18 protein-coding genes, 2 tRNA genes and 1 pseudogene are annotated in these 21,160 nt (G+C 61.8%); 9 read left to right on the top strand and 12 right to left on the bottom strand.

Features of this window, described 5'->3' with window-relative positions; all coding sequences use genetic code 11:
* Window positions 1–2: 2 nt before the first annotated feature.
* Both NLY43_RS11550 and NLY43_RS11545 read left to right on the top strand, forming a co-directional pair.
* Entirely contained in the window at window positions 3–785 is a 783-nt protein-coding gene (locus tag NLY43_RS11550) for a hypothetical protein (RefSeq protein ID WP_023692409.1), read from the top strand.
* Between the two features lie 257 nt (window positions 786–1,042).
* Window positions 1,043–2,650, top strand: a complete 1,608-nt coding sequence (locus NLY43_RS11545; protein ID WP_031202526.1) for a heparin lyase I family protein — start codon at window positions 1,043–1,045, stop codon at window positions 2,648–2,650.
* Window positions 2,651–3,044: 394 nt separating this feature from the next.
* Here NLY43_RS11545 and NLY43_RS11540 read toward each other — a convergent pair whose 3' ends face one another.
* From NLY43_RS11540 to NLY43_RS11490, 11 genes are all read right to left on the bottom strand, one after another.
* The gene (locus NLY43_RS11540) at window positions 3,045–4,355 is read right to left on the bottom strand and encodes a tyrosine-type recombinase/integrase (protein WP_023711794.1); all 1,311 of its coding nucleotides are present in this window, start codon (window positions 4,353–4,355) and stop codon (window positions 3,045–3,047) included.
* A 213-nt stretch (window positions 4,356–4,568) separates the two neighbouring features.
* A tRNA-Phe gene (locus tag NLY43_RS11535) sits at window positions 4,569–4,644 on the bottom strand.
* 215 nt (window positions 4,645–4,859) lie between these two features.
* Window positions 4,860–5,051: a DNA gyrase inhibitor YacG gene (gene yacG, locus NLY43_RS11530; RefSeq protein WP_023669280.1), complete on the bottom strand. Its 192-nt coding sequence runs from the start codon at window positions 5,049–5,051 to the stop codon at window positions 4,860–4,862.
* Complete coding sequence (locus NLY43_RS11525; protein WP_023681911.1) at window positions 5,048–5,674, bottom strand: Maf-like protein; 627 nt, start codon at window positions 5,672–5,674, stop codon at window positions 5,048–5,050. Before NLY43_RS11525 ends, yacG begins: the two co-directional genes overlap by 4 nt.
* Window positions 5,675–5,693: 19 nt before the next feature.
* Window positions 5,694–5,912, bottom strand: a complete 219-nt coding sequence (gene infA / locus NLY43_RS11520) for a translation initiation factor IF-1 (protein ID WP_006200926.1) — start codon at window positions 5,910–5,912, stop codon at window positions 5,694–5,696.
* 185 nt (window positions 5,913–6,097) lie between these two features.
* Window positions 6,098–6,562, bottom strand: a complete 465-nt coding sequence (locus NLY43_RS11515; protein ID WP_081839793.1) for an arsenate-mycothiol transferase ArsC — start codon at window positions 6,560–6,562, stop codon at window positions 6,098–6,100.
* Window positions 6,550–7,035: a UPF0262 family protein gene (locus NLY43_RS11510; RefSeq protein WP_023669283.1), complete on the bottom strand. Its 486-nt coding sequence runs from the start codon at window positions 7,033–7,035 to the stop codon at window positions 6,550–6,552. Before NLY43_RS11510 ends, NLY43_RS11515 begins: the two co-directional genes overlap by 13 nt.
* 6 nt (window positions 7,036–7,041) lie before the next feature.
* Window positions 7,042–8,334 (bottom strand): histidinol dehydrogenase, encoded by a 1,293-nt coding sequence (hisD, locus tag NLY43_RS11505; protein WP_023689352.1) that lies wholly within the window; start codon window positions 8,332–8,334, stop codon window positions 7,042–7,044.
* A gap of 134 nt (window positions 8,335–8,468) precedes the next feature.
* Window positions 8,469–8,903 carry a DUF2948 family protein gene (locus tag NLY43_RS11500; RefSeq protein ID WP_023669285.1) on the bottom strand — a complete coding sequence of 145 codons (435 nt, stop codon included), beginning with the start codon at window positions 8,901–8,903 and terminating at the stop codon, window positions 8,469–8,471.
* A gap of 167 nt (window positions 8,904–9,070) precedes the next feature.
* The gene (murA, locus tag NLY43_RS11495) at window positions 9,071–10,363 is read right to left on the bottom strand and encodes a UDP-N-acetylglucosamine 1-carboxyvinyltransferase (protein WP_023713198.1); all 1,293 of its coding nucleotides are present in this window, start codon (window positions 10,361–10,363) and stop codon (window positions 9,071–9,073) included.
* Between the two features lie 134 nt (window positions 10,364–10,497).
* Window positions 10,498–10,692, bottom strand: coding sequence for a hypothetical protein (locus NLY43_RS11490; protein WP_023689351.1), 195 nt, complete (start codon window positions 10,690–10,692; stop codon window positions 10,498–10,500).
* Between the two features lie 148 nt (window positions 10,693–10,840).
* Between NLY43_RS11490 and NLY43_RS11485 the strand changes: the two genes are divergently transcribed.
* From NLY43_RS11485 to NLY43_RS11455, 7 genes and pseudogenes are all read left to right on the top strand, one after another.
* Window positions 10,841–10,915 (top strand) — tRNA-Thr (locus tag NLY43_RS11485).
* 400 nt (window positions 10,916–11,315) lie between these two features.
* A complete protein-coding gene (locus NLY43_RS11480; protein ID WP_050593477.1) occupies window positions 11,316–15,155 on the top strand; it encodes a caspase family protein in 3,840 nt (1,279 codons plus the stop codon).
* A gap of 395 nt (window positions 15,156–15,550) precedes the next feature.
* Entirely contained in the window at window positions 15,551–16,945 is a 1,395-nt protein-coding gene (locus tag NLY43_RS11475; protein ID WP_023711791.1) for a multicopper oxidase family protein, read from the top strand.
* A 152-nt stretch (window positions 16,946–17,097) separates the two neighbouring features.
* The gene (locus NLY43_RS11470; protein WP_023689348.1) at window positions 17,098–18,420 is read left to right on the top strand and encodes an NAD(P)H-dependent oxidoreductase; all 1,323 of its coding nucleotides are present in this window, start codon (window positions 17,098–17,100) and stop codon (window positions 18,418–18,420) included.
* 72 nt (window positions 18,421–18,492) lie between these two features.
* Window positions 18,493–18,735 carry a type II toxin-antitoxin system VapB family antitoxin gene (locus NLY43_RS11465; protein WP_023697316.1) on the top strand — a complete coding sequence of 81 codons (243 nt, stop codon included), beginning with the start codon at window positions 18,493–18,495 and terminating at the stop codon, window positions 18,733–18,735.
* A pseudogene (locus tag NLY43_RS11460) lies at window positions 18,735–19,127 on the top strand (type II toxin-antitoxin system VapC family toxin). The gene NLY43_RS11465 and the pseudogene NLY43_RS11460 overlap by 1 nt, the downstream one beginning before the upstream one ends.
* A gap of 263 nt (window positions 19,128–19,390) precedes the next feature.
* Window positions 19,391–20,290 carry an MBL fold metallo-hydrolase gene (locus NLY43_RS11455; protein ID WP_023711790.1) on the top strand — a complete coding sequence of 300 codons (900 nt, stop codon included), beginning with the start codon at window positions 19,391–19,393 and terminating at the stop codon, window positions 20,288–20,290.
* 22 nt (window positions 20,291–20,312) lie between these two features.
* Here the strand turns inward: NLY43_RS11455 and proC are convergent, their stop codons facing one another.
* Entirely contained in the window at window positions 20,313–21,128 is an 816-nt protein-coding gene (proC, locus tag NLY43_RS11450; protein ID WP_023711789.1) for a pyrroline-5-carboxylate reductase, read from the bottom strand.
* Window positions 21,129–21,160: the final 32 nt, after the last annotated feature.

Below are 21,160 nucleotides of genomic sequence, written 5' to 3'. Positions count from 1 at the left end.
ACATGAGCCTCATGCGTCCGATCTCGCAAATCGCCTCTCTGACCCTCACCGCGGCCGTTCTTGTGACGGCGCAACGCGCGGTCGCCGGCAGCCAGTATGTGGTCCTGTCAGCTGAGCCGGCGGTGGATGAACTGCCGCCAGGCAAGCTCTTTATGCCAAGCGACGTCATCAACGTGCCAGCCGGTACGGTCGTCACTTTGCTCGGCGAGGACGGCAGCGTGAACGCGCTTTCGGGTCCAGATTCCTTCGTGGTAACTGAGGATGCATTGACGTCCGGCAGTTTACAGGGGACTGCCAAAGCGCAGGAAGGCCCTTCAAAGCTTGACCTGATAGCCGTCCTCTTGGCGAACGAGCGCAAGAGAACGGAGTCCATCGGCGGTTCGCGCACCACTAGCGACTATTCCACGCCGAGCGGGCTCGACGACCCCTGGGCAGTGTCCATCGAAGAATCCGCCCCGGGCTGCATCCGCGATGGTGTTATGGTTCTTGCGCGCGAGGGCATAGGTCAGAGCGCGGTTTTTTCAATCCGCATCGGCGACGGTGAGCCGTTCAACGGCATAGTCTGGAGCGCAGGCAAGCTCACTTACTCTCTTCCAGACCGTATTCCTCCCGAGGTGAAATCTGTTGTCGTCGAGACCAACAAGACATCGGCGTCGATCGAAATTAAAATGTTTCCAAAGAACGTTCTTGAAAATCCGCTGGAAGTTCTTGGATGGATGGTAAGCAGCGGTTGCAAACGTCAAGCGTTGGCCTTGGTGCATCAGCTTGTGACAAAACAGCAATGAGTTATTGGCTAGCAGCCGCGCCGCGAATGATGGAGCGACTGGCTAACGGCGTAGCGGCGCCATTCTCAGAGTCGCCATCGCCAGGCATCAGGTAAACTGCAAGGCCTTGGTTTGGTGGACTGTAAGTGCGCTAACGATGATCCGAGCTCGTCGATTTCTGCACAAGGGCACAGTATCAGGCGAACGAAGGGCGTCATCAGCCGATGTCTAATTGAATGTCAAGCGCGGACGCGCTGGAAAATCGAGAGGAGGGTGCGATGCTCCATCCGCGTTTCAACGTTATTATAGCCTTGGCTGTGACTGCGGTTGTGAGTTATGCCACGGGCCGGCTGGAGGCCGCCGAAGAAACCGGTTTCGATCCTCTCGTAATCGACGAGTTGAGTGCTCCCAAGTCCGTTGCGATCATCGATGACCCAACCGGCGAGGCGCCGACCTCCAAGGTTTATTCTTTTCGGATCCCCTCAGGTTATTGCAATCCACGGCGCTATGAGCCGCATGCTCCAGCTAACGACTGCGACGAGCAGTCGGTACGGTCGCAAGTTCGTGAAAACGTCTTTGCGACCAAAAAGAACGGCAATGGGCAGCCGAAACAGGGCTGGTATGGGTTCGCTGTCTACTTACCTGACGACTTCCCATACGGCATAAAGCAAGCTGACGGTTACATGCAACTATTCTACTTTCACAACAAACAATGCCAGCACATTTCACTCGCAAATTTCGCGGGCAAAGATGACTCTCTCTACCTTGCATTCAGTAACGCGCTCAGAAACTACAACTGCACGCCCGGTCCGCGCCTCAAGGTCGCCGATTTCAAGAACCTTGTCGGCAAGTGGAGCCGCTTCGAGCTATTTATTAAGTGGGCGAAGGACAGCTCCGGTCGGGTTAAGGTGTACCTCAATGGCAAATTAGTGACCGAGTGGCGTGGACCGACCTTCACCCCCGGACTTGAGAGCACCAATTACGCCAAGTTTGGCATCTATCTTTGTTGCACCCAAGCGGTCGCTCGGGTCAGAGACGCGTCGCTATACTTCGCGGCGGTCAGACGGGCCGCAACTCGCGATGGTCTCTACACGCTAGGCGACGCCGTCGCGCTCAAATCGCTGCAGGTGACCCTCAATGCTTTGGGCTGTGACGTCGGCAAGCCGGACGGGCGTCCCAGCGAGCGCACCCGCGAAATGGCGCTGAGTTGCCGCACATTGCCGGCAGCCGTCGCACCTCGGGACCTAAGCGTTGCGACAGTGCGGTCCTTCCTCGCGCTCTACTCGGACCCGACAACCGCTGGTTTGCAGAGGGGAACATTCATCGAGCCGCCAACCGAGGTGGCGGTCGTCTCGAACGTACCGAACGATGCCGCGGCACAGGCAGGTCTGCTTGTGCCCGTGTTCAAGGTACACGCGTACGAGGGACAGACGCAAAAAGGAGGCAGCGACTCGACCTATGTCACCGACCTCGACGTCAAGATCGACAAATCCAGCGGAACGCCGAATTTCGGCCTGGCTGTCGTAGTTCATTCCTATAACCCTGGGAACATCGATAGCCTTGAGATGTTCCTGAACGCTCCCACGAAATCAGCCGGCAAGATCGCTTCTTGCGCCATGGGCAGTATTAAGTATCCCGACGGCACCGATCATGTCGCCTTCCGGTTTGACAAGTCCGGCGACACCTGGATCGTCAGCAACGCTTCATGCCTGATCTCGGCGCTACCCAAGAAGGAAGCTGCGGTCGTGCGCTTCGTCGCCGAGCACTTCTCGGACGTTGCGGTAGGCATGGTTACCGATGGCAGTGTCAACCTTCTGACGTTCGACGTGATGCGCAATCTTGTCGGCAGGGTCGCCACCGGGGAACTGAAGATCGCGGCCCGATAGCCTTCGTAGAAACTCCACTATCCGAAGAGGAAGATCATCGCCGAGACTCTTCCCAGGTCGATCCTCGCAAATCATAAGACAGAGAGCTTGCTAGCCAACATGACCATGTGCAGAAACGCACCCAGCCTAGCCGGCGGCTCAGGTAGGCAGCGCTCGTCGAAACCGCGCAGGCCCAGTTCGCGGCCTTGGCGGCTCTGCCTGCAGAGCGCGACATAGCTGCCTCGACTATGTGCGACGCAATGCCCGCTTCTTGATTGCATTATCCTGAGAACAGGCTATCTGCTTTCGGCCCCAAACCAACCGTCATCATCCGCTAACCTTAATAGTGTCCTGGAAAGAAAGTTGACCCCTCCGGGCCTACGACTTGGCGACGAGTTTCGGCGTTTTTCGACGGTCAGTATGATTTCCGGCGGTTGGAGATTTGTATCGGCCTTTGATGAACGGCCGCTGTTTGGTTCAAAGTGGATGGTCGCGTTATTGTATGGACAGCAGGCTTGCGGGGTCCCTCGGTTGAGTTCACCCGCGGGTTTTTGCTCTTGAGTTCATCCAGATAATCGGCCCACCACTGCATCATGTTGATGCGCTCCTCCCAGTGCTCTGCCCGGGCATAGGCGCGCCGAACGTCGTTGTTCTCAATGTGGGCCAGCTGCCGCTCTATCGCGTCCGGATGCCACTCGCCGCATTCGTTCAGCAAAGTTGATGCCGTTGCTCGAAAGCCGTGCGCGGTAGCTTCTTCCTTGCCGTAACCCATACGACGTAGTGCGGCGTTTAGCGTATTGTCGGAAATCGGACGTGAAGCCGATCGAACACTAGGAAACAGCAGCGATCCACCACCAGAAATTTCCCTGAGTGAAGTCAGGACGCTGATCGCCTGCTTTGATAGGGGTATGCGGTGCGGCCGTCGCATTTTCATGCGTGCTTCAGGGATGGTCCACACCGAGCTTTCAAAATCGAACTCTTCCCATTCAGCGACGCGAAGCTCCCCGGGGCGGGGAAACAGCAGCGCCATCAGCATCAGACCGGCCCGGGTTGTAGGCTGTCCGTCAAATGCATCGATCGCCCTCAGCAAACCGCCCAAGGCCTTCGGATCGGTAATCGCGGCGCGAGACGTTACCGTCGGACTGATGAGTGCGCCTCTGAGGGCGAAGGTCGGATCTGTCTCGGCGCGTGCGGTCGCGATTGCGTATCGAAACACGCTGCCGATCGTGGAGCGCAGTCGCCTGGCCGACTCGTATCGACCGCGAACCTCCACGCGGCGGAGGGCGGTAAGGATGGTGGCCGGGTCGATCTCCCGAATGCACTTGTCGCCGATTATCGGATAGGCAAAGTCGAGCAGCCATTTGACCTTGCTGATCGTCCGGTCGGCACGTCCCTCCTTCTTTAGTTTGTCAACATATTCGTCCGCTATTGAGCGAAAGGAGTCCTTTGCCGAATCGGCCTTCCGCAAGCTGCGTTCCTTTCCAGGGTCGACGCCAGCTAGCAGAAGCCTTTTAGCGTCATCGCGCGCCTCCCGTGCCTCGGCGAGAGAGATAAGGGGATAGCTGCCCAGCGCGAGCAGTTTCTGCTTGCCGTCAAAGCGGTAGGCGAGCCGCCAGAGGCGAGAGCCCGTGGGCTGTACCCATAGCTGAAGCCCGCCCCCATCAGATAATTTCACGAGCTTGGAAGCAGGGCGGGCATTTCGACATTTCACGTCGGAGAGGGGCATTCGTCAGGTCTCCCTTGGCTGTTTCGATACCATCAGGATGTCGAATACCAACGGAAATACCATCCCCCCGCCTCGTTGGACCAAATGCTCCTGAAGCGCTCCGTGTCCCGCTTAACCGCGCAAATGCGACTGCAAAAGACCAACAATTCCAAGCGGTTGCAGAAGCTGCAGCGTAGAAGGTTCGGTGAAAGGGAGTGCCGGGAGAAGGGGGCATGGTGCCCAGAGGCGGATTCGAACCACCGACACGCGGATTTTCAGTCCGCTGCTCTACCAACTGAGCTATCTGGGCCTCGCCGACAAACGAGACATCGCCTGACCGGACTTTCAGGAAAGCGCCGTGGAGCACCCCTTGAAAGCGCGTGGGTTATAGCACGGGAATCCGGCCTGTCCAGCGCCTAAGCGCTGATTTTCCGGGGCAATTGTCGCAGACAATGCCGACGCCGGCAAAGCAGCAATTGCGTAAGGTCGGCGAAGTGGAATTGCGCGGCCGGCACCACCCAAACCCTACTTCGGCTCGTCGCTCTCGTCCTCGTCATCCCGCGCGGTGATGACATAGGCGCCCTTCAGCCAGCGGTTGAGGTCGATGTCCTTGCAGCGCTTCGAGCAGAACGGATAGGTCTCGCGCGCCGACGGCTTGCCGCATTCGGGGCAGGGGCGCTTCGGGCGCAGTGGTGTGACCTTATCGTCCAGGCTCATGGCCGCGCGGTATGCCAGCTGGTGTGGACCTTGAAGCCTTCGCCCGAAAGCAGCGCCACCGTCTCGTAGAGCGGCAGGCCGACAATGTTGGTGTAGGAGCCGACCAGCTTGACGACGAACGAACCGGCGAGACCCTGGACGGCATAGCCGCCGGCCTTGCCGCGCCATTCGCCGGAGGCGACATAGGCGTCGATCTCCTCGCGTGGAAGCCGCTTGAAGCGTACCCTGGATTCAACCAGCCTTTGGCGCAGCTTGCCGCCCGGCGTAATCAGGCAGATGCCGGAATAGACCCGGTGCGAACGGCCCGAAAGCAGTCCAAGGCAATTGGCGGCGTCGTCCAGCGTCTCGGCCTTGGGCAGGATGCGGCGTCCGACCGCGACCACCGTATCGGCGGCCAGCACGAAACTTGGCGCATAGTCTTCCTCGCTTTTCAGCGAGGCCAGCGCCTTCTCGGCCTTTTCCTTCGACAGCCGCTTGGCCAGCGAGCGCGGATGTTCGGCGCGCAGCGGCGTTTCGTCGACATCGGCTGGCAGCACGCGGTCCGGCTCGATGCCGGCCTGTTGCAACAGTTCGATCCGGCGCGGCGAACCAGAGGCAAGCACGAGCTTCTGCAGGATGCTCATCGCGGTTCGCGCCGGACTGTTACTTGAAACGGTAGGTGATGCGGCCCTTGGTCAGGTCATAGGGCGTCATCTCGACCAGGACCTTGTCGCCGGTCAGCACACGGATGCGGTTCTTGCGCATGCGGCCAGCCGTATGGGCGATGATCTCGTGTTCGTTTTCGAGCTTCACCCGGAACATCGCGTTGGGCAACAATTCCGTCACGACACCCGGAAACTCGAGGACTTCTTCCTTCGGCATTCGATACCTTTGCTTGGATTGCAGTTCCTGCGCCCTGGAGCGCCCAGGCCGGAATTTCGGCGGAACCTATATGATAATCGTGCGCTTGTGAACACGCTTAGATCGCGTCATATGCGACGCGCTCCAAGCTTTCGTTTTATGCATGTCGTTGTCTCAAAACCGGGACCGCTTTTGAGCGACATGCATCAATCCGCCGCGTTTTTTACCTCCGGAAGCAGAAAACGTCGGCTGATGCGCGCTTTCAGCCGTTCTCTCACGTCGCGATAGCTGGCCATGATCTGCTCGCGCCTGCCGCCGACATCGGTCGGATCCGGCATCGGCCAGTATTCGACGTCGACGGCAAGCGAGCGGGTGAGTTCGAGCGCGGCGTGGTGGGCTTCCGGCGCCAGGGTGACGATCAGGTCGAAATAATCGTCCTCGAGATCGTCCATCGAGCGCGGCTGGCGCTCGCCCAGCGTCAGGCCCTCTTCGGCCAGCACCGCGTCGACGAACGGATCGCGCTCGCCCCTGTGCACGCCGGCAGAGGCGACGAAAGTGGCCGGCGGCAGCATGCGAAGCGCCAGCTGCTCGGCCATCGGCGAGCGCACGGCGTTCATGCCGCACAAGAACAGGATCGAGCGGGGCGCCCCAGTCAGGTCTAACCCCGCCAGTGCAGCACGCAGACCAGCGTGAACAGCCGCCGCGCCGTGTCGAAGTCGATGTCGATCTTGCCGGCCAGCCGGTCCATCAACGTCTGCGAGCCTTCATTGTGCAGGCCGCGCCGGCCCATGTCGATCGCCTCGATATGGCTCGGCGTCGAGGATCGGATGGCGTCGTAGTAGCTTTCGCAGATCAGGTAATAGTCCTTGACGATGCGCCTGAGCGGCGTCAGCGACAGGATATGGGTGACGACATCAGCACCATCCTCGCGGGCGACCGCAAACACCAGCCGGGATTCGGCCAGCGAGAGCTTCAGCCGATAAGGCCCGGCGCCGTCATCATTGACCGGCTGAAAGCTGTTTTCTTCGATCAGGTCGAAGATCGCCACCGCGCGCTCATGTTCGACATCGGGCGTCGAACGGCCGATCGACTCGTCGAGCTCGACATCGATCAGCCTTGCGCGGGTTTGATCGCCGTCCGCCATCGCCGCCTACATGTTCAGCCGGATGGCGACGGAGCGGCCATGCGCGTCGAGGCCTTCCGCCTTGGCCAGCGCAATCGCCGCCGGCGCAAGTGCTCTCAGCTGCTCCGGCCCGAGCTTCAGGATCGAGGTGCGCTTGACGAAATCGAGCACCGACAGGCCCGAAGAGAAGCGCGCCGAACGCGCCGTCGGCAGCACGTGGTTGGAGCCGCCGACATAGTCGCCGATGACTTCGGGCGTATGGCGTCCCAGAAACACAGCACCCGCATTGCGCATCCTGGCCAGGAAGCCCTCGGCATCGTCGATGGCGAGTTCCACATGTTCGGCGGCGATGCGGTCGACCAGCGGCAGCGCGGCTTCGATGGTCTCCACCAGGATCACCGCGCCGAAATCGCGCCAGCTGGCAGCCGCCGTCTCGGCGCGCGGCAGGCTCAGCAATTGGCGCTCGACCGCCTGTTCGACTGCTTTTCCGAACGCAGGATCGTTGGTGATCAGGATCGATTGCGCCGACACGTCGTGCTCGGCCTGCGCCAGAAGATCGGCGGCGATCCAGTCGGGATCGTTGCTGCCGTCGGCCACCACCAGCACTTCAGACGGTCCGGCAATCATGTCGATGCCGACCGTGCCGAACACCTGGCGCTTGGCGGCGGCGACATAGGCATTGCCGGGCCCGACGATCTTGGCGACCGGCCGGATCGTCTGCGTGCCATAGGCAAGGGCGGCAATCGCCTGCGCGCCGCCGACGCGGTAAATCTCTGAAACGCCTGATATATCGGCGGCCACCAGCACCAGCGGATTGATGATGCCGCCCGGCGCCGGCACGACGATGACGATGCGCTCGACGCCCGCCACCCTGGCCGGCACGGCGTTCATCAGCACCGAGCTTGGATAGCTTGCCGTGCCGCCCGGCACATAGAGCCCGACCGCCTCGATCGCCGTCCAGCGCGAACCCAACTCGACCCCGGCGGCATCGGTATAGCGATCGTCCTTGGGCATTTGTCGCTCGTGATGGGATCGGATGCGGTCACGGGCAAATTTCAGCGCCTCGACCGTCTGCGGATCGGCGTCTTTGTAGGCCTGCGCGATGTCGTCCTTCGACACGGCGATGCCGAGGCTATTGAGGTCGGCCTTGTCGAATTTCAGCGTGTAGTCGACCAGGGCAGCGTCGCCCTCGGCACGAACCCGCGCAATGATGGCGCGCACGGCAGTGTCGACGTCCTCCGATACCTCCCGCTTGGTGGTCAGGAAGGCGGCGAAACGCTGCGCGAAACCGGCATCGGACTGGATAAGCGTAATGGCCATCGGCTGCGTCTAGATCGTGATGAGACTTGGTTGAAATCTCATCACGATCTAACCCTTTGTTGGAGCAAGATCTCTGGACAGACGATTCCCGTTTTGTCCAACAAAAACCGGCACCCACTTTTTGGGATCATGCTCTAGACCCTGTGCACCGGACGCGAGGTGGCTTCCCAGGCGCCGCCTATGTCGGCAAGCCGCGCCTCGATGCATTCGACGTCGAGCATGATCGCGCCGCCGCCGGAAAAGACCAACTCGACTATGCCGGCCGGCTTGCTGATTTCGATAAAGCTGATTGCCAGAAGCGACAGCACCTCGGCCGGCCGATCGCGGGCAATGCCGCTGGTCTTGGCGCCGAGCACGCGGTCGAAATGCAACACCGCCTGGCGCCGCTCATTGTGCGGGCTGAACAATCCGGATTTCGCCTCCCAGACGAAGCGGTTCATGGTCAATATGAAACGCTTGGCCGAAGGCAGGTATTCGAGATCCGAGACTTTCATCACGGCGTCCTGGACGTGAGCCGAGACGATGCTCAGATCCTGATCGTCGAGCGCAATGAGTTTGAGGGCTGCCATGCCGAATGCACACCTGAAAGTTGGTTTCAGCCTTCTGTTAGGCGGTCTTTCCGGTCCGTGCAACCGCGACACAAATTCAACCCGAGGCTAGCGCCTCGGGTTTGAAGTGTTGGCGGTGAATGAAGGCAGCACCAGACGCCTGTCTGTCTGAAGCAACTGCCGTGCGGTCAAGCCGAAATCCGCTCGATCACCGCGCCGCAATTGGAGAGCTTTTCTTCCAGCCGCTCAAAACCGCGGTCGAGGTGGTAGACGCGGTTGACCGTCGTTTCGCCTTCGGCCGCCAGACCGGCGATGACCAGCGACACCGAGGCGCGCAGATCGGTCGCCATCACGGGCGCGCCCTTCAGCTTGGCGACGCCGTCGACGATCGCAGTTTGGCCGGACAGCGTGATGTGGGCGCCGAGCCGGGCCAGTTCCTGCACATGCATGAAGCGGTTTTCAAAGATGGTCTCGGTGATGCGCGACTTGCCCTTGGCCATGGTCATCAGGCCCATGAACTGCGCCTGCAGATCGGTCGGGAAGGCCGGGAACGGCGCCGTCGTTACGTCGACCGGCGAAATGCCGGCGCCGTTGCGCCGGACGCGAATGCCGGAATTGGTCGGCGTGATCTCGGTACCGGTCTGGGCAATCACGTCCAACGCGGTCTGCAGCAGCTCGGGGCGGGCGCCTTCGAGCACGACATCGCCGCCGGTCATGGCCACAGCCATGGCATAGGTGCCCGTCTCGATGCGGTCGGGGATGACGCGCACGCGCGCGCCCGACAGCGAGTCGACGCCGTCGACGGTGATGGTTGGAGTGCCGGCGCCGGAAATTTTTGCGCCCATGGCGTTGAGGCATTCGGCGAGGTTGACGATCTCGGGCTCGCAGGCGGCGTTTTCGAGTACCGTCTCACCCTTGGCCAGCGCCGCCGCCATCATCAGCACATGGGTGGCGCCGACGGAGACTTTCGGGAACACATAGCGATTGCCGACGAGGCGGCCGTTCCTGGTCTTGGCCAGCACATAACCAGTGTCGACATCAATGTCGGCGCCCAGCGCCTGCAAACCCTCGAGGAACAGGTCGACCGGGCGCGTGCCGATGGCGCAACCGCCCGGCAGCGACACTTTGGCCTCGCCCATGCGGGCCAGCAGCGGGCCGATCACCCAGAACGACGCCCGCATCTTCGACACCAGCTCGTAGGGCGCGGTCGTGTCGACGATGTTTCGGGCCGAGAAGTTGATGGTGCGCGAATAGCCCTCATTCTGCTTCTCGCGGCGGCCGTTGACCGAATAGTCGACGCCGTGATTGCCAAGAATGCGGATCAGCTGCTCTACATCGGCCAGATGCGGCACGTTTTCCAGCGTCAGCGTGTCGTCGGTGAGCAGCGAGGCGATCATCAGCGGCAAAGCGGCGTTTTTCGCGCCCGAAATCGGAATGCTTCCGGCGAGCTTGTTGCCGCCGACAATTCTGATGCGATCCATGAGAGAATGTCCCCTCGGCCCGAAAGGCCGGTTTTCGTCAGTTTGCGTATCGGCCCGTCTAGACCATTGGCCGGCTTGGTTCAAGATTCCTGAGCCCGTTAGCCAAGTTGGCCGGCCAGTGTGGCCGATATCGGTCAGTCCTTGTGCATTTTTTCAGCAGCCGTCAGGCCTTCCGGGCGCTGGTCAGCGTCACCGGTGCGCCGCGAACGCGCTTGCGTCTTGCGCTTCATGAGATTGGCGCGCAGCTGCTCGGCCAGACGGTCCTTGCGGTTAGTCCCGTCCTTCTTTGCCGGATCAGCCTTTTTCGGTGGATTTGTTTTGTCGTCCATCGTTCCGTCCCGCCCGCGACTGGCAGGCCTGCCGTTCAAGGGATAGCTAGCATTGTGGCGCCGCCATGTCAGCGAAACTTGTCTGGCAAGCCTTTCACAGACGCCTTGCGCTTGCCGGTTCTATATGGCAGAAGCCCCGCCATCAGCGGCTGCGGTAGCTCAGTGGTAGAGCACTCCCTTGGTAAGGGAGAGGTCGAGAGTTCAATCCTCTCTCGCAGCACCAGTTCATTCCTTTGATTTTAAAAAGATGCAGTCGCGAAGTCGGGGTCTCGTTGCGGACCAAAAAAGCCGGCGGACGCAAAAGTGCCAATCCCGCGCATCCAACCGTGGCCCCCTCGCCCGGAAACATTGAGAGAAAGAGGCTCTACGGGGCCGGACGACTGCTCAACAAGTCCGGACCTGTCAACTCATGAACAGGCCGGACTGGCCGTATCCGGCATGCTGAACACTACCGCTCGCACGCTGAAAGCCAGCCGCCTCGTACGCATATCCATGACAAGAACACAGCTCGCCCAAGGACTTGCCATCGGCCGGCCATCATGATGCCATCTCGCTTGCGGAAGATAGCGTTGGGTTTTGGGTAGAGAATGCTCTTTGGGCGAACAGCAGGTGCGACAGGGCGCATGTGCGCGGCACTTGCCGCAGCACTGGTGTGCCTATGCGCGTTTGGCCCCGCTTTGGCTGAAGAGCCGAAGGCGCTGAAAGGCGTCGCGCTCATCATCGGTCAGTCCGACTACCAGCATGTCGGCAAACTGCCCAATCCGGAAAACGACGCCCGCGCCATCGAGGAGATGTTCGACAAGCTCGGCTTCGAGACAAATGTCGCCACCAATCGCGACACACGCAAATTGCGGCGCGATCTCGAAGGCTTCGTCAACGATGCCGAGGGCGCCGATGTCGCCATCATCTACTATTCCGGCCACGGCATCGAAGCCGGCGGCGAGAATTATCTGGTCCCTGTCGATGCCGATATTTCGGCACTCGACAATGCCGGCGAAAAGTTGGTGCCGCTGTCGTCCATCGTCGCCGAACTGAAGGCCAAGGTGCCGGTCACCATCGTTCTGCTGGACGCCTGCCGCAACGATCCGTTCCCGCCGGGCACGCTCTTGAAGCTGGCGCCGGGCGACGAAGGCAAGCCGATCGGCGCCGGCGGTCTCGGCGAAACGCGCGGCGTGGTTTCCCTGAAAGGTGGCGCCGAGGCCAAGGGCTCGGTCGACGACAGCCTCGGCCAGGTCATCGCCTTTGCCGCCGAGCCCGGCAAGGTTGCGCTGGACGGTCCGGCCGATGGCAACAGCCCCTATGCGGCAGCGATCCTGCGCCACATCGACACGGTGGGCGGCGAGGAATTCGGCACCGTTCTGCGCATGATCGGCGAGGAGGTCTATCTCAAGACCAACGGCCAGCAGCGGCCCTGGGTCAATGAGAGCCTGCGCCGGCTGCTCTATTTCGGCACCCCCGCCGAGGCGCCGAAAGGTGATGAGGGCGAAATCCTCAGGGAGCGACGCCAGCTCCTGCTGACCATCTCGACGCTACCCGATCCGGAGCGCCGCCAGATCGAAACCATATCGCGTGACGGCAAGGTGCCGATGGATGGGCTCTACGCCATGCTGAAGGCGCTCGGGGTCGACATACCCAAGGATCCGGCTGAGCTCGACAAGCTGCTGCGTGGCCAGACCGAACGGCTGAAACACGTGTTGGCTGAACGCGAGACTTTGAAAAACCCGGACCCCGAAATTGCCAGGCTATCGAAACTAGCCGAACAGGCGGTTCAGGAAGGCGCGCTCGAAGCGGCGCAGAAATTCAACGAACAGGCCAAGGCCCGCATCGGCGAACTTTCGTCTACGGTCGAACAGGCCGAGGCCGAGCTGAAGGCAAAGCGGCTGGAATTCGCAAAGGTCTTCGCCAGCAGTGCCAGGACTTATGAAATCTCCTTCAACTTCAAGGAGGCGGCGCAGGATTACGCCAAGGCCTTCGAGCAGGCTGCCAAATGGAGCGACGAAGACGCGTTCTACTACAAGGCGGCAGAGGCCAACGCTCTGTCGGAACAAGGGGACTTCTCCGGCGACAATGCGTATCTCGCCCAGGCCCTGACAGCCTATGAACAGGCATTGACCTATGTCACCCGCGAAAAGTTGCCGCTACTTTGGGCGGCCACCCAGAACAATATGGGCGCCACGCTTGCTACGTTGGGCGAACGGGAAGCCGGCCGCGAAAACCTCGACAAGGCAGCTGCCGCTTATGAGCAGGCGCTGACCGTCTATACGCATGACGCCTACCCTGACGAGTGGGCATCGACCTATGGCAATCTGGGCACGGTCTACTGGCGGCTCGGCCAGCGCGAGAACGGGACGGCACTGCTTGAGCGGGCAGTCGGGGCCTTCCGCTCGGCGCTCGAGGTACAGTCGTCGAAAAAACTGCCGCTTGAATGGGCGGCGACGCAGAACAATCTCGGCATCGTGCTGTCCGAGATCGGCGAACGCCAGACCACATCGGACAGTTTTCGCGCCGCAATCGAAGCGCATCGTGCGGCATTGACGGAATACAACAGAGAGCGCGTACCGCTCGACTGGGCATTGAGCCAGATCAATCTGGGTGTCGTTCTGGCGAGCCTCGGCGCGCGCGAAAAGGATGTACCGACGCTTGAGCAATCGGTCGCGGCCTTCCAGGCGGCGGCTGAGGAGATGACCAGGGAACGCGCGCCGGCGCAATGGGCGACCATCCAGAACAATTTGAGCACCGCATTCGAGTCGATCGGCGAGATCAACGGCGATATCGCCGCGTTGCAGCGCGCGCGGGAGGCGGCGGAGGCAGCGCTTTCGGTTCGGACGCGCGAGCGCGCGCCGGCCGACTGGGCGAACGGCCAGCTGACGCTGGGCAACGCACTGCATCGTCTTGGCGCCAGGCAGAACGACGACGCCATGTTGCTCAAGGCGGTCTCAGCCTACGAGGCGGCGCTATCTGAATATACGCGTGAAAAGCTGCCGCTCGACTGGGCCTCGCTGCAACAGAATCTCGGCTTCGTTTATGCAACGCTTGGAAATCGAGACACAGGAACCGACTATTTGCAGAAGTCGGCGGCCTCCTACAGCAAGGCATTGGAAGTCTACACCGCCACCTCTGCCCCCCTCGATTTCGCCTCGACAGAGTACGATCTCGGCGCCACGCTGTCGACCTGGGGTGCCCGTGCGGGCGACAGGGCGATCCTCGAACAGGCGGTCGCCGCTTATGATTCCGCGCTCACGGTGCGAACCAGAGAGGGCGCCCCGACCGACTGGGCGACGACGCAATACCGGCTGGGCATCGCCCTGTCCATGCTGGGCAAGGCCAATGACGGCCCGGTCGAGGCGCTCGAACGCTCGGTGACAGCCTATCGCGCGGCGCTCGAGGTGCAGACTCGCGACAGCGATCCGGTCTCTTTTGCGGCAACACAATGGGGATTGGGCCATGTCCTGCTCGTGCTCGGCGACAGGACACGGAACGCCGATGACTTCAGCCAGTCGGTGACTGCGCTCGAAGCGGCCTTGCCCTTCTATGACCGCGCCACGGCGCCGGAAGATCATGCACAACTGCAGAACAATCTCGGTAGCGCCTACTACTACCTTGCCGGTAGCAGCAACGATCCGTCTCTTTACCAGAGGGCGGCGACCGCGCACGAGGCGGCGCTCGCCGTCTATGCCGCGTTGCCCGATCGCACACTGTGGGCCTCCGTTGAAGGCGATCTCGGCAACGCGCGGATGATGCAAGCCAGCGCTACCTCCGACCCGGACACAATGGCGAAGTCGGTTCAGGCCTACGAGGCGGCGCTCAGCGTGATTGCCCGCGACACAGACGCCGATGAGTGGCTACGCAACCAGGCCAATCTGGCCAGCGCGCTGTCGACGCTGGGCTACTGGCGCAACGATGTCGCCTTGCTGAAGCGCTCGGCCGCCATCTATCGCAGCATACAGAGCGTGCGCACTCGTGAGCGGGCGCCGGAGCAATGGGTCCGCACGCAGGGCGATTTCGCCCGGGTGCTCGCCATGATTAGGGACAAGGCGCCGGAGTCGGCGGTGTTCGATGAAGAGATCGCCGCCAACCGCGCACTGGCCGATGAGGTCGGCCGCGACCGCGACCCCGACCGATGGGCGACCGTGCAGAACGAGGTCGGCTATGCCTTGACGCTTGCCGGCCGCGCCGAAAACAACGTCGCCCGCTTCGAGGAGGCGGTGCCGATCCTGCGCGAGGCAATCGCCGTGCAAAAGAAGATCAATTCGGTGCCGGCCGTAGCCTTCACGCAGGACAGCCTGTGCGACGTGCTGGTCGACCTCGGTGCTGCCCGCAAGGACAAGGCGCTTGCCGAGGAAGCCATCGCCGCCTGCCAGGATGCGCTCGTCATTTTCAAGGAGCGCAAGATGGACGAACTCGCCGCCGGTTCGGAACAAAACCTCGCCGAGGCACAGGCGCTGCTCGCCGGCTTGAACTGAGGCTCCAGACAACGCTGATGCAGGGCAATCACATAGGGCGCTCCCCCCATTCTTCGATGTTTGCCCGGCACCTACCCCCACCCTTAATCCCTCCCCACAAGGGGGAGGGAGACCTGGTAAGCGTTGATCTCGGCAAATTACTGAGGTCTAGATGCAAGGGCGGAGATACAGGGCGCGCCGCAGCTTTCCCTCCCCTTGTGGGAGGGATTAAGGGGGTACGTGCCGGGCAAACCTTGGCGGGCTAACCGGCGGCACCAGCGTTCACGCTGGTGCGCAAGCAAATGTCATCGGCTCGCCATGGCATGATCGGGAGGCGATGTGGCAGTATCGGCAGCGCGCCGGTAGCCGCCGCCATCCAGAGCGCCAACACAGCCGGATTTTCGTCGGAGCTTTCCATGACCCTACTCACCCGCCGCCGGCTTCTAAAAACAGCCGCGGTTGCCGGCGTCGGCGGCGTTGGCCTTGCAGCGATGGCCAGGCTTGGTGGCTGGGCCGCGGCCGCACCGGAGCCGGTGGTTCTCAAGACGGCAAAGATCCAGGCCAGGTTCATGGATATCGGCCAGACCCGCGATGTGCTGACTTATGGAGAGGCCGGAATGCCGCCGGTGCTCAAGATGAAAAAGGGCGAGCCTTTCGCCGCGCGTCTCGTCAACGGCATCGACGACCCGACGACCATCCATTGGCACGGCATTCGCGTTCCAAACAAGATGGACGGTGTTCCATTCCTGGTTCAGCCTTACGTCTATACCGGCGATCATTTCGACTACGCCTTCACGCCGCCCGACGCCGGCACGTTCTGGTATCACCCGCATTGCAACACGCTGGAGCAGATGGGCCATGGCCTCACCGGCGTGATCGTGGTCGAGAACCCCAACGATCCAAAATTCGACGCCGAAGCCGTCGTCAACCTGCGCGACTGGCGCCTCGGCGACGACGCGCAGTTCATCCAGCAATTCCGGCCGCGCGATGCCGCAAAAACCGGAACCTATGGCACGGTGCGCACCGCCAACTGGCTCGACCAGCCGCAATTCGACGCGCCGGCCGGCGGGTTGGTGCGGCTGCGGGTCGCCATCACCGATGTCACCCGCATCTACGCCTTTCGCGTCGAGCGTGGGGAGGCCGCGGTCATCGCGCTGGACGGCAATCCGGTGCCGCAGCGTTTTGCGCCCGATGCTTTGCTGCTCGGACCGGGGCAGCGCATGGAGCTCGCCATCCGCATGCCTGACCAGGAGGGCGCGATCGTCAGCCTGGGCGACATCAGAGGCACCAAACCCAAGGTCCTCGCCACCTTGCGCGCCACCGGCAGCTCGCTCAAGCGCGATTTGCGCGACCTCGCACCGCTGGAAGCCAACCCGGTGCCGGAGGTGGATCTCGCCAGCGCGAAACACATCGCGCTCTCGCTCAGCGCCACGGCGGAAAACGTGCCTAGCGACAGCATATGCGGCACGCTAGGCTACTCCTTCTGGGCCATCAACAAGGTACCGTGGCCGGGCGACACGCCGGACCCGACCGCGCCTTTGGCCGAGCTGAAGCTCGGCAAAAGCTATGTCATCGACATGGAGAATTTGACGCCGCAATCGCATCCGATGCATCTGCACGGCATGAGCTTCAAGGTGCTGTCGTCGTCGACACGCCAGGTTCAGCCGGTCATCTCCGACACCTATCTCATGCAGCCCAACGAGAAGGTTCAGCTCGGTTTCGTCGCGGATAATCCCGGCGACTGGCTGCTGCACTGCCACATCATCGAACATCAGAAAACCGGCATGACGAGCTATATCAGGGTGGTTTGACGCCGAGGCGGGTCAATCAGCCTCTACTGGGGTTGGCCTCACCTGCCGGGCCTGTTGCCGGAGAAATTGCCGCCGTCCGCTGGTTTCGTTGGCAAAGCGGGGCCGTTCCCTGCTATTCCCGCCTGCAATCAAGAAGCCGTGGACACGCTTGCATGACCAATGTCGCCCTGACCGGACTGGCCCGCGATCTCGCCAGGCGCGCCGCCGAGGGCCGCCCGGTGCGCATCGGCGTCATCGGCTCCGGCGAAATGGGCACCGACCTGGTCACGCAAGGCATGCTGATGCCCGGTATCGAGATCTGCGCCATCTCGACGCGGCGTCCGCACACGGCGCGCGACGCCATCCGCATCGCCTATGGCGACGAGGCGATGGCGGTCGAGGCCGACATGGGTTCGAAAGTCACCGCGGCGATCGAGGCCGGGAAAATCGCCATCACCTCGAACGAGATGCTGGTCACCAATCCGCTGATCGACGTCGTGATCGACGCCACCGGCAAGCCTGGTGTCGCCGCCGATTTCGACTTGAAGGCGATGGAGCACGGCAAGCACCTGGTGATGATGAATGTCGAGGCCGACGTCACGATCGGCTGCTACCTCAAGCAGCAGGCAGACCGGCTCGGCGTCGTCTATTCGGTCGGCGCCGGCGACGAGCCGTCGAGCTGCATGGAGCTGATCGAGTTTGCCTCAGCGCTCGGCTACACCATCGTCTCGGCTGGCAAGGGCAAGAACAACCCGCTCAACCACGATGCCGTTCCGGACGACTATCGCGAGGAAGCGATCCGCCGCAACATGAACCCGCGCATGCTGGTCGAATTCGTCGACGGTTCCAAAACCATGGTCGAGATGTGCGCCATCGCCAACGCCACCGGGCTGGTGCCCGATGTGCCGGGCATGCACGGGCCCAAGGCCGACCGCGACCAGCTGGCCAAGGTGCTGATACCGCGCGCCGATGGCGGCATCCTGTCGAAGAAGGGTGTTGTCGACTACACGATCGGCAAGGGTGTGGCGCCGGGCGTCTTCGTCATCGTCGAGGCGACGCATCCGCGCATCGTCGAGCGCATGGACGATCTGCATATCGGCCACGGCCCCTACTACAGCTTCTTCCGGCCGTATCACCTGACCTCGCTGGAAGTGCCGCTGACCGCGGCGCGCATCATGCTCTATGGCCGGCCAGACATGGTGCCGCTGCCGAGGCCGGTCGCCGAGGTCTGCGCGGTGGCCAAGCGCGATCTCGCCATGGGCGAGACCTTCGATGCCATCGGCGAGACTTGCTACCGCTCATGGACCATGACCGTCGAAGAGGCGCGCGCCAATCGCGCAGTGCCGGTCGGCCTGCTCGAAGGCGGCAAGGTGCTGAAACCGGTGAGGAAGGGCGAACTGCTCACCGCCGACAATGCTACGCCCGACCGCACGACGAGGCTGTTCGCTTTGCGGAAGCTGCAGGATGATATGCTCTACGGGGCTGAGATGGCATGAACAGGCCAGCTCTCTGGCTTTGTCATGACAAGATCACTATATTGTAGTGACAGCGAAACGGAGGCTTCCAGAATGAATCTCCAGATCAGAGACCCGCGCGCCCGTGACCTCGCCCGGCAGCTTGCCGAAAAGCGAAAGATTTCCTTGACCGAAGCGGTGATCGAAGCGCTCGAATCCGAGCTTCAGCGCGAACGTGAACGAGTTCCGCTGGCTGAGCGGCTGGCCGCCATATCGAACGATCTGAAGGCCAAGGCGGGAAGGGGCGGCAGGGATTTGACTAAGGATGAGATCGACGAGATGTGGGGACATTCCTGATGTTCATCGACACCTCGGTGGTGATCGCTGTCCTCGCCGGAGAGGAAGACGCCGCCGATTGGAGCCGCCGGATCGGGCAGGCCTCGGTACGGATCACATCTCCGCTGGTCGTGCTCGAAGCGGCGATGCGGCTTTCATCGAAGTTGGTGGTGGAGCCGCTCTTCGCCGAAAAAGCGATATAGGACTTCCTGCGTGAGGCCGAGATCGAGGTGGTTCCGATCGAAATCGGTGATGCCAAGCTCGCGATCCAGGCTTTTTCGACCTATGGCAAAGGTCGCGGCCACCCGGCTCAGCTCAATCTCGCTGACTGCCTGTCATATGCCTCGGCAAAAAGCTGTGGGATGCCCTTGCTCTACAAAGGGAAAGACTTTTCCCACACCGATCTGGCCTGATCCTACTCCCCCAGTTCTACGATTCGGCCAGCAGCTTCGTCAGCCGGTCCCGCCCAGCAGGCCAAATGCTGCCGCGCTCGCGCCATGGGGCTGTTGACCTGCTCGCGCATGATCATTGCGCTCGTGCTGACGACGCAGACCATCGGCTGCCATTGTATGATCGATTCATACAGTCTGTCTTTTTGATCCGGGTTTTTCAAACGATGCCGAGATGCCAATCTCGATCAGCTGAACCCCCATTGAGGATTGAAATCTTGCAAACCATTTGGACAAGACGCGAGACGATGAAAACCCTTCTGGCAACGGGCATGGTTGCCATGCTTCAGCCTCTGGCTTTTGCAGCCAGGGCCGCCGCCAAGCTGGAATGGACCTATTTTCAGGCTGACGAGAATGGTTTCCGCCGCACGCCGGTGCTGCTGACCGGGGAAAAAGAAGCCATCCTCCTCGACGGCGGATTTACCCTGTCCGATGGCCGTGCGGTCGCGGATGCGATCAAGCCGACGGGCAAGACCCTGACGACGATCTATGTCAGTTGCAGCGACCCTGACTATTATTTTGGCCTGCGTCCCGTCGCGGATGCTTTCCCCGGCGCCAAGATCATCGCGGCCGCTGCGACGGTGGCGGCCATCAAAGCCAATGTGCAAGCCAAGCTGGATGTCTGGGGCCCGCAGCTCAAGGACAATGGACCGAAGGTCCTGGCGGATGTCGTCATTCCCGAGGCATCCGATATCACCTCACTTGAAATCGAAGGAAACAAGATCGAGATCGTCACCGTCGCCGATCTGAAAGACCGGCGGTATCTCTGGGTGCCCAGCCTTGAAGCGGTGTTCGGCGGCGTGCTGATCTCGTCGGGCGTGCATGTCTGGGTTGCCGACGAGCCAACCGTAGACGACCGTAAAAAATGGATTGCTGCGCTCAACGAAATCGCGTCCCGCAAACCCAACATCGTGGTGCCGTCCCATCAGGTAGCCGGTGCACCGGACGGTCTGGCGGCCGTGGAATTCACCCGCGCCTACCTCGAAGCCTTCAACGAGGAAGCCGGGAAATCGAAATCCAGCGTCGAGCTGATTGCAGCGATGAAGCGGCGCTATCCCGATCTTCTGGACGTCTCGTCCCTGGAACTGGGCGCAAAGGTCGCCAAGGGTGAGATGAAGTGGGGCTGATACGGCCCCGCGAGCGTCTGGGCTACTTCCCCAATTCCACCGACCGCAGCCGCGCGGCTTCCACCGCCTCGGTCAGCAGCTTCGTCAGCCGGTCTTCGCCCATCAGCACGGCAAGGGCGGCTGCCGTGGTTCCGTTGGGGCTGGTCACCTGCTGGCGCAGGACGCCGGGCTCCTCGCCGCTTTCGGCAGCGAGTGCAGCAGCGCCATAGACGGTCTGCATGGCAAGCAGCCTGGCGGTCTCGGTCGGCAGCCCGGCCTTCTCGGCTGCAACCGTAAGCGCCTCGATGAAATGGAAGATGTAGGCCGGACCGGACCCCGAAACCGCCGTCACCGCGTCCATCAGGCCTTCGTTGTCGATCGTCGTCACCACACCGCTCGCCGACAGCAGCTCGGCAACGAAACGCCTGATGTCGTCGCTCACCAGCGGGTTGGAATAGACCACCATCATGCCCTTGCCGATCGCGGCCGGCGTGTTGGGCATGCAGCGGATAACAGGCGCGAGATGGCCGAGGATGTGCTCGAAGGTGGCGACCGGCGTGCCCGCGGCGATGCTGACGAAGGTGGTCCTGCCGTCGCCGAAGCGCTTGTAGGCGGCGGTGACGTCGCGGATCACCTGCGGCTTGACGGCGATGACGACGAGGTCGGGCTCTGCGTCGGCGGGGATCCCGTTCGCGCCCGCGGCGACACTGCAACCGAGGTGCTCGGCGCGCTTGCGCAATTCGGCATTGGGCTCGACCACGAACACGGCTTGCGGGGCAAGCTTGCCGGATTTCAGCCAGCCCGCAAGCATGGCGTAACCCATATTGCCGCAACCGGCGAGAACAAGCCTGATCGTCATTGAGAGCCCTCCGAGACAAGGGTTCTCCTTAG

The organism is Mesorhizobium sp. C416B (assembly GCF_030323165.1).
Classification (GTDB): domain Bacteria; phylum Pseudomonadota; class Alphaproteobacteria; order Rhizobiales; family Rhizobiaceae; genus Mesorhizobium.
The sequence above is the reverse complement of the archived record's forward strand: the minus strand, read 5'-3'. Positions and strand labels throughout refer to the sequence as shown.

Excerpts from the sequence above, each read along its gene's own strand:
- proC (WP_023711789.1), bottom strand. The coding sequence starts at position 21,128 with ATGACGATCAGGCTTGTTCTCGCCGGTTGCGGCAATATGGGTTACGCC.
- NLY43_RS11525 (WP_023681911.1), bottom strand. The coding sequence starts at position 5,674 with ATGAGCATCCTGCAGAAGCTCGTGCTTGCCTCTGGTTCGCCGCGCCGG.
- NLY43_RS11540 (WP_023711794.1), bottom strand. The coding sequence starts at position 4,355 with ATGCCCCTCTCCGACGTGAAATGTCGAAATGCCCGCCCTGCTTCCAAG.
- NLY43_RS11475 (WP_023711791.1), top strand. The coding sequence starts at position 15,551 with ATGACCCTACTCACCCGCCGCCGGCTTCTAAAAACAGCCGCGGTTGCC.
- murA (WP_023713198.1), bottom strand. The coding sequence starts at position 10,363 with ATGGATCGCATCAGAATTGTCGGCGGCAACAAGCTCGCCGGAAGCATT.
- NLY43_RS11490 (WP_023689351.1), bottom strand. The coding sequence starts at position 10,692 with ATGGACGACAAAACAAATCCACCGAAAAAGGCTGATCCGGCAAAGAAG.
- yacG (WP_023669280.1), bottom strand. The coding sequence starts at position 5,051 with ATGAGCCTGGACGATAAGGTCACACCACTGCGCCCGAAGCGCCCCTGC.
- hisD (WP_023689352.1), bottom strand. The coding sequence starts at position 8,334 with ATGGCCATTACGCTTATCCAGTCCGATGCCGGTTTCGCGCAGCGTTTC.
- NLY43_RS11500 (WP_023669285.1), bottom strand. The coding sequence starts at position 8,903 with ATGGCAGCCCTCAAACTCATTGCGCTCGACGATCAGGATCTGAGCATC.
- NLY43_RS11550 (WP_023692409.1), top strand. The coding sequence starts at position 3 with ATGAGCCTCATGCGTCCGATCTCGCAAATCGCCTCTCTGACCCTCACC.
- NLY43_RS11480 (WP_050593477.1), top strand. The coding sequence starts at position 11,316 with ATGTGCGCGGCACTTGCCGCAGCACTGGTGTGCCTATGCGCGTTTGGC.
- NLY43_RS11545 (WP_031202526.1), top strand. The coding sequence starts at position 1,043 with ATGCTCCATCCGCGTTTCAACGTTATTATAGCCTTGGCTGTGACTGCG.
- NLY43_RS11465 (WP_023697316.1), top strand. The coding sequence starts at position 18,493 with ATGAATCTCCAGATCAGAGACCCGCGCGCCCGTGACCTCGCCCGGCAG.
- NLY43_RS11510 (WP_023669283.1), bottom strand. The coding sequence starts at position 7,035 with ATGGCGGACGGCGATCAAACCCGCGCAAGGCTGATCGATGTCGAGCTC.
- NLY43_RS11470 (WP_023689348.1), top strand. The coding sequence starts at position 17,098 with ATGACCAATGTCGCCCTGACCGGACTGGCCCGCGATCTCGCCAGGCGC.
- infA (WP_006200926.1), bottom strand. The coding sequence starts at position 5,912 with ATGCCGAAGGAAGAAGTCCTCGAGTTTCCGGGTGTCGTGACGGAATTG.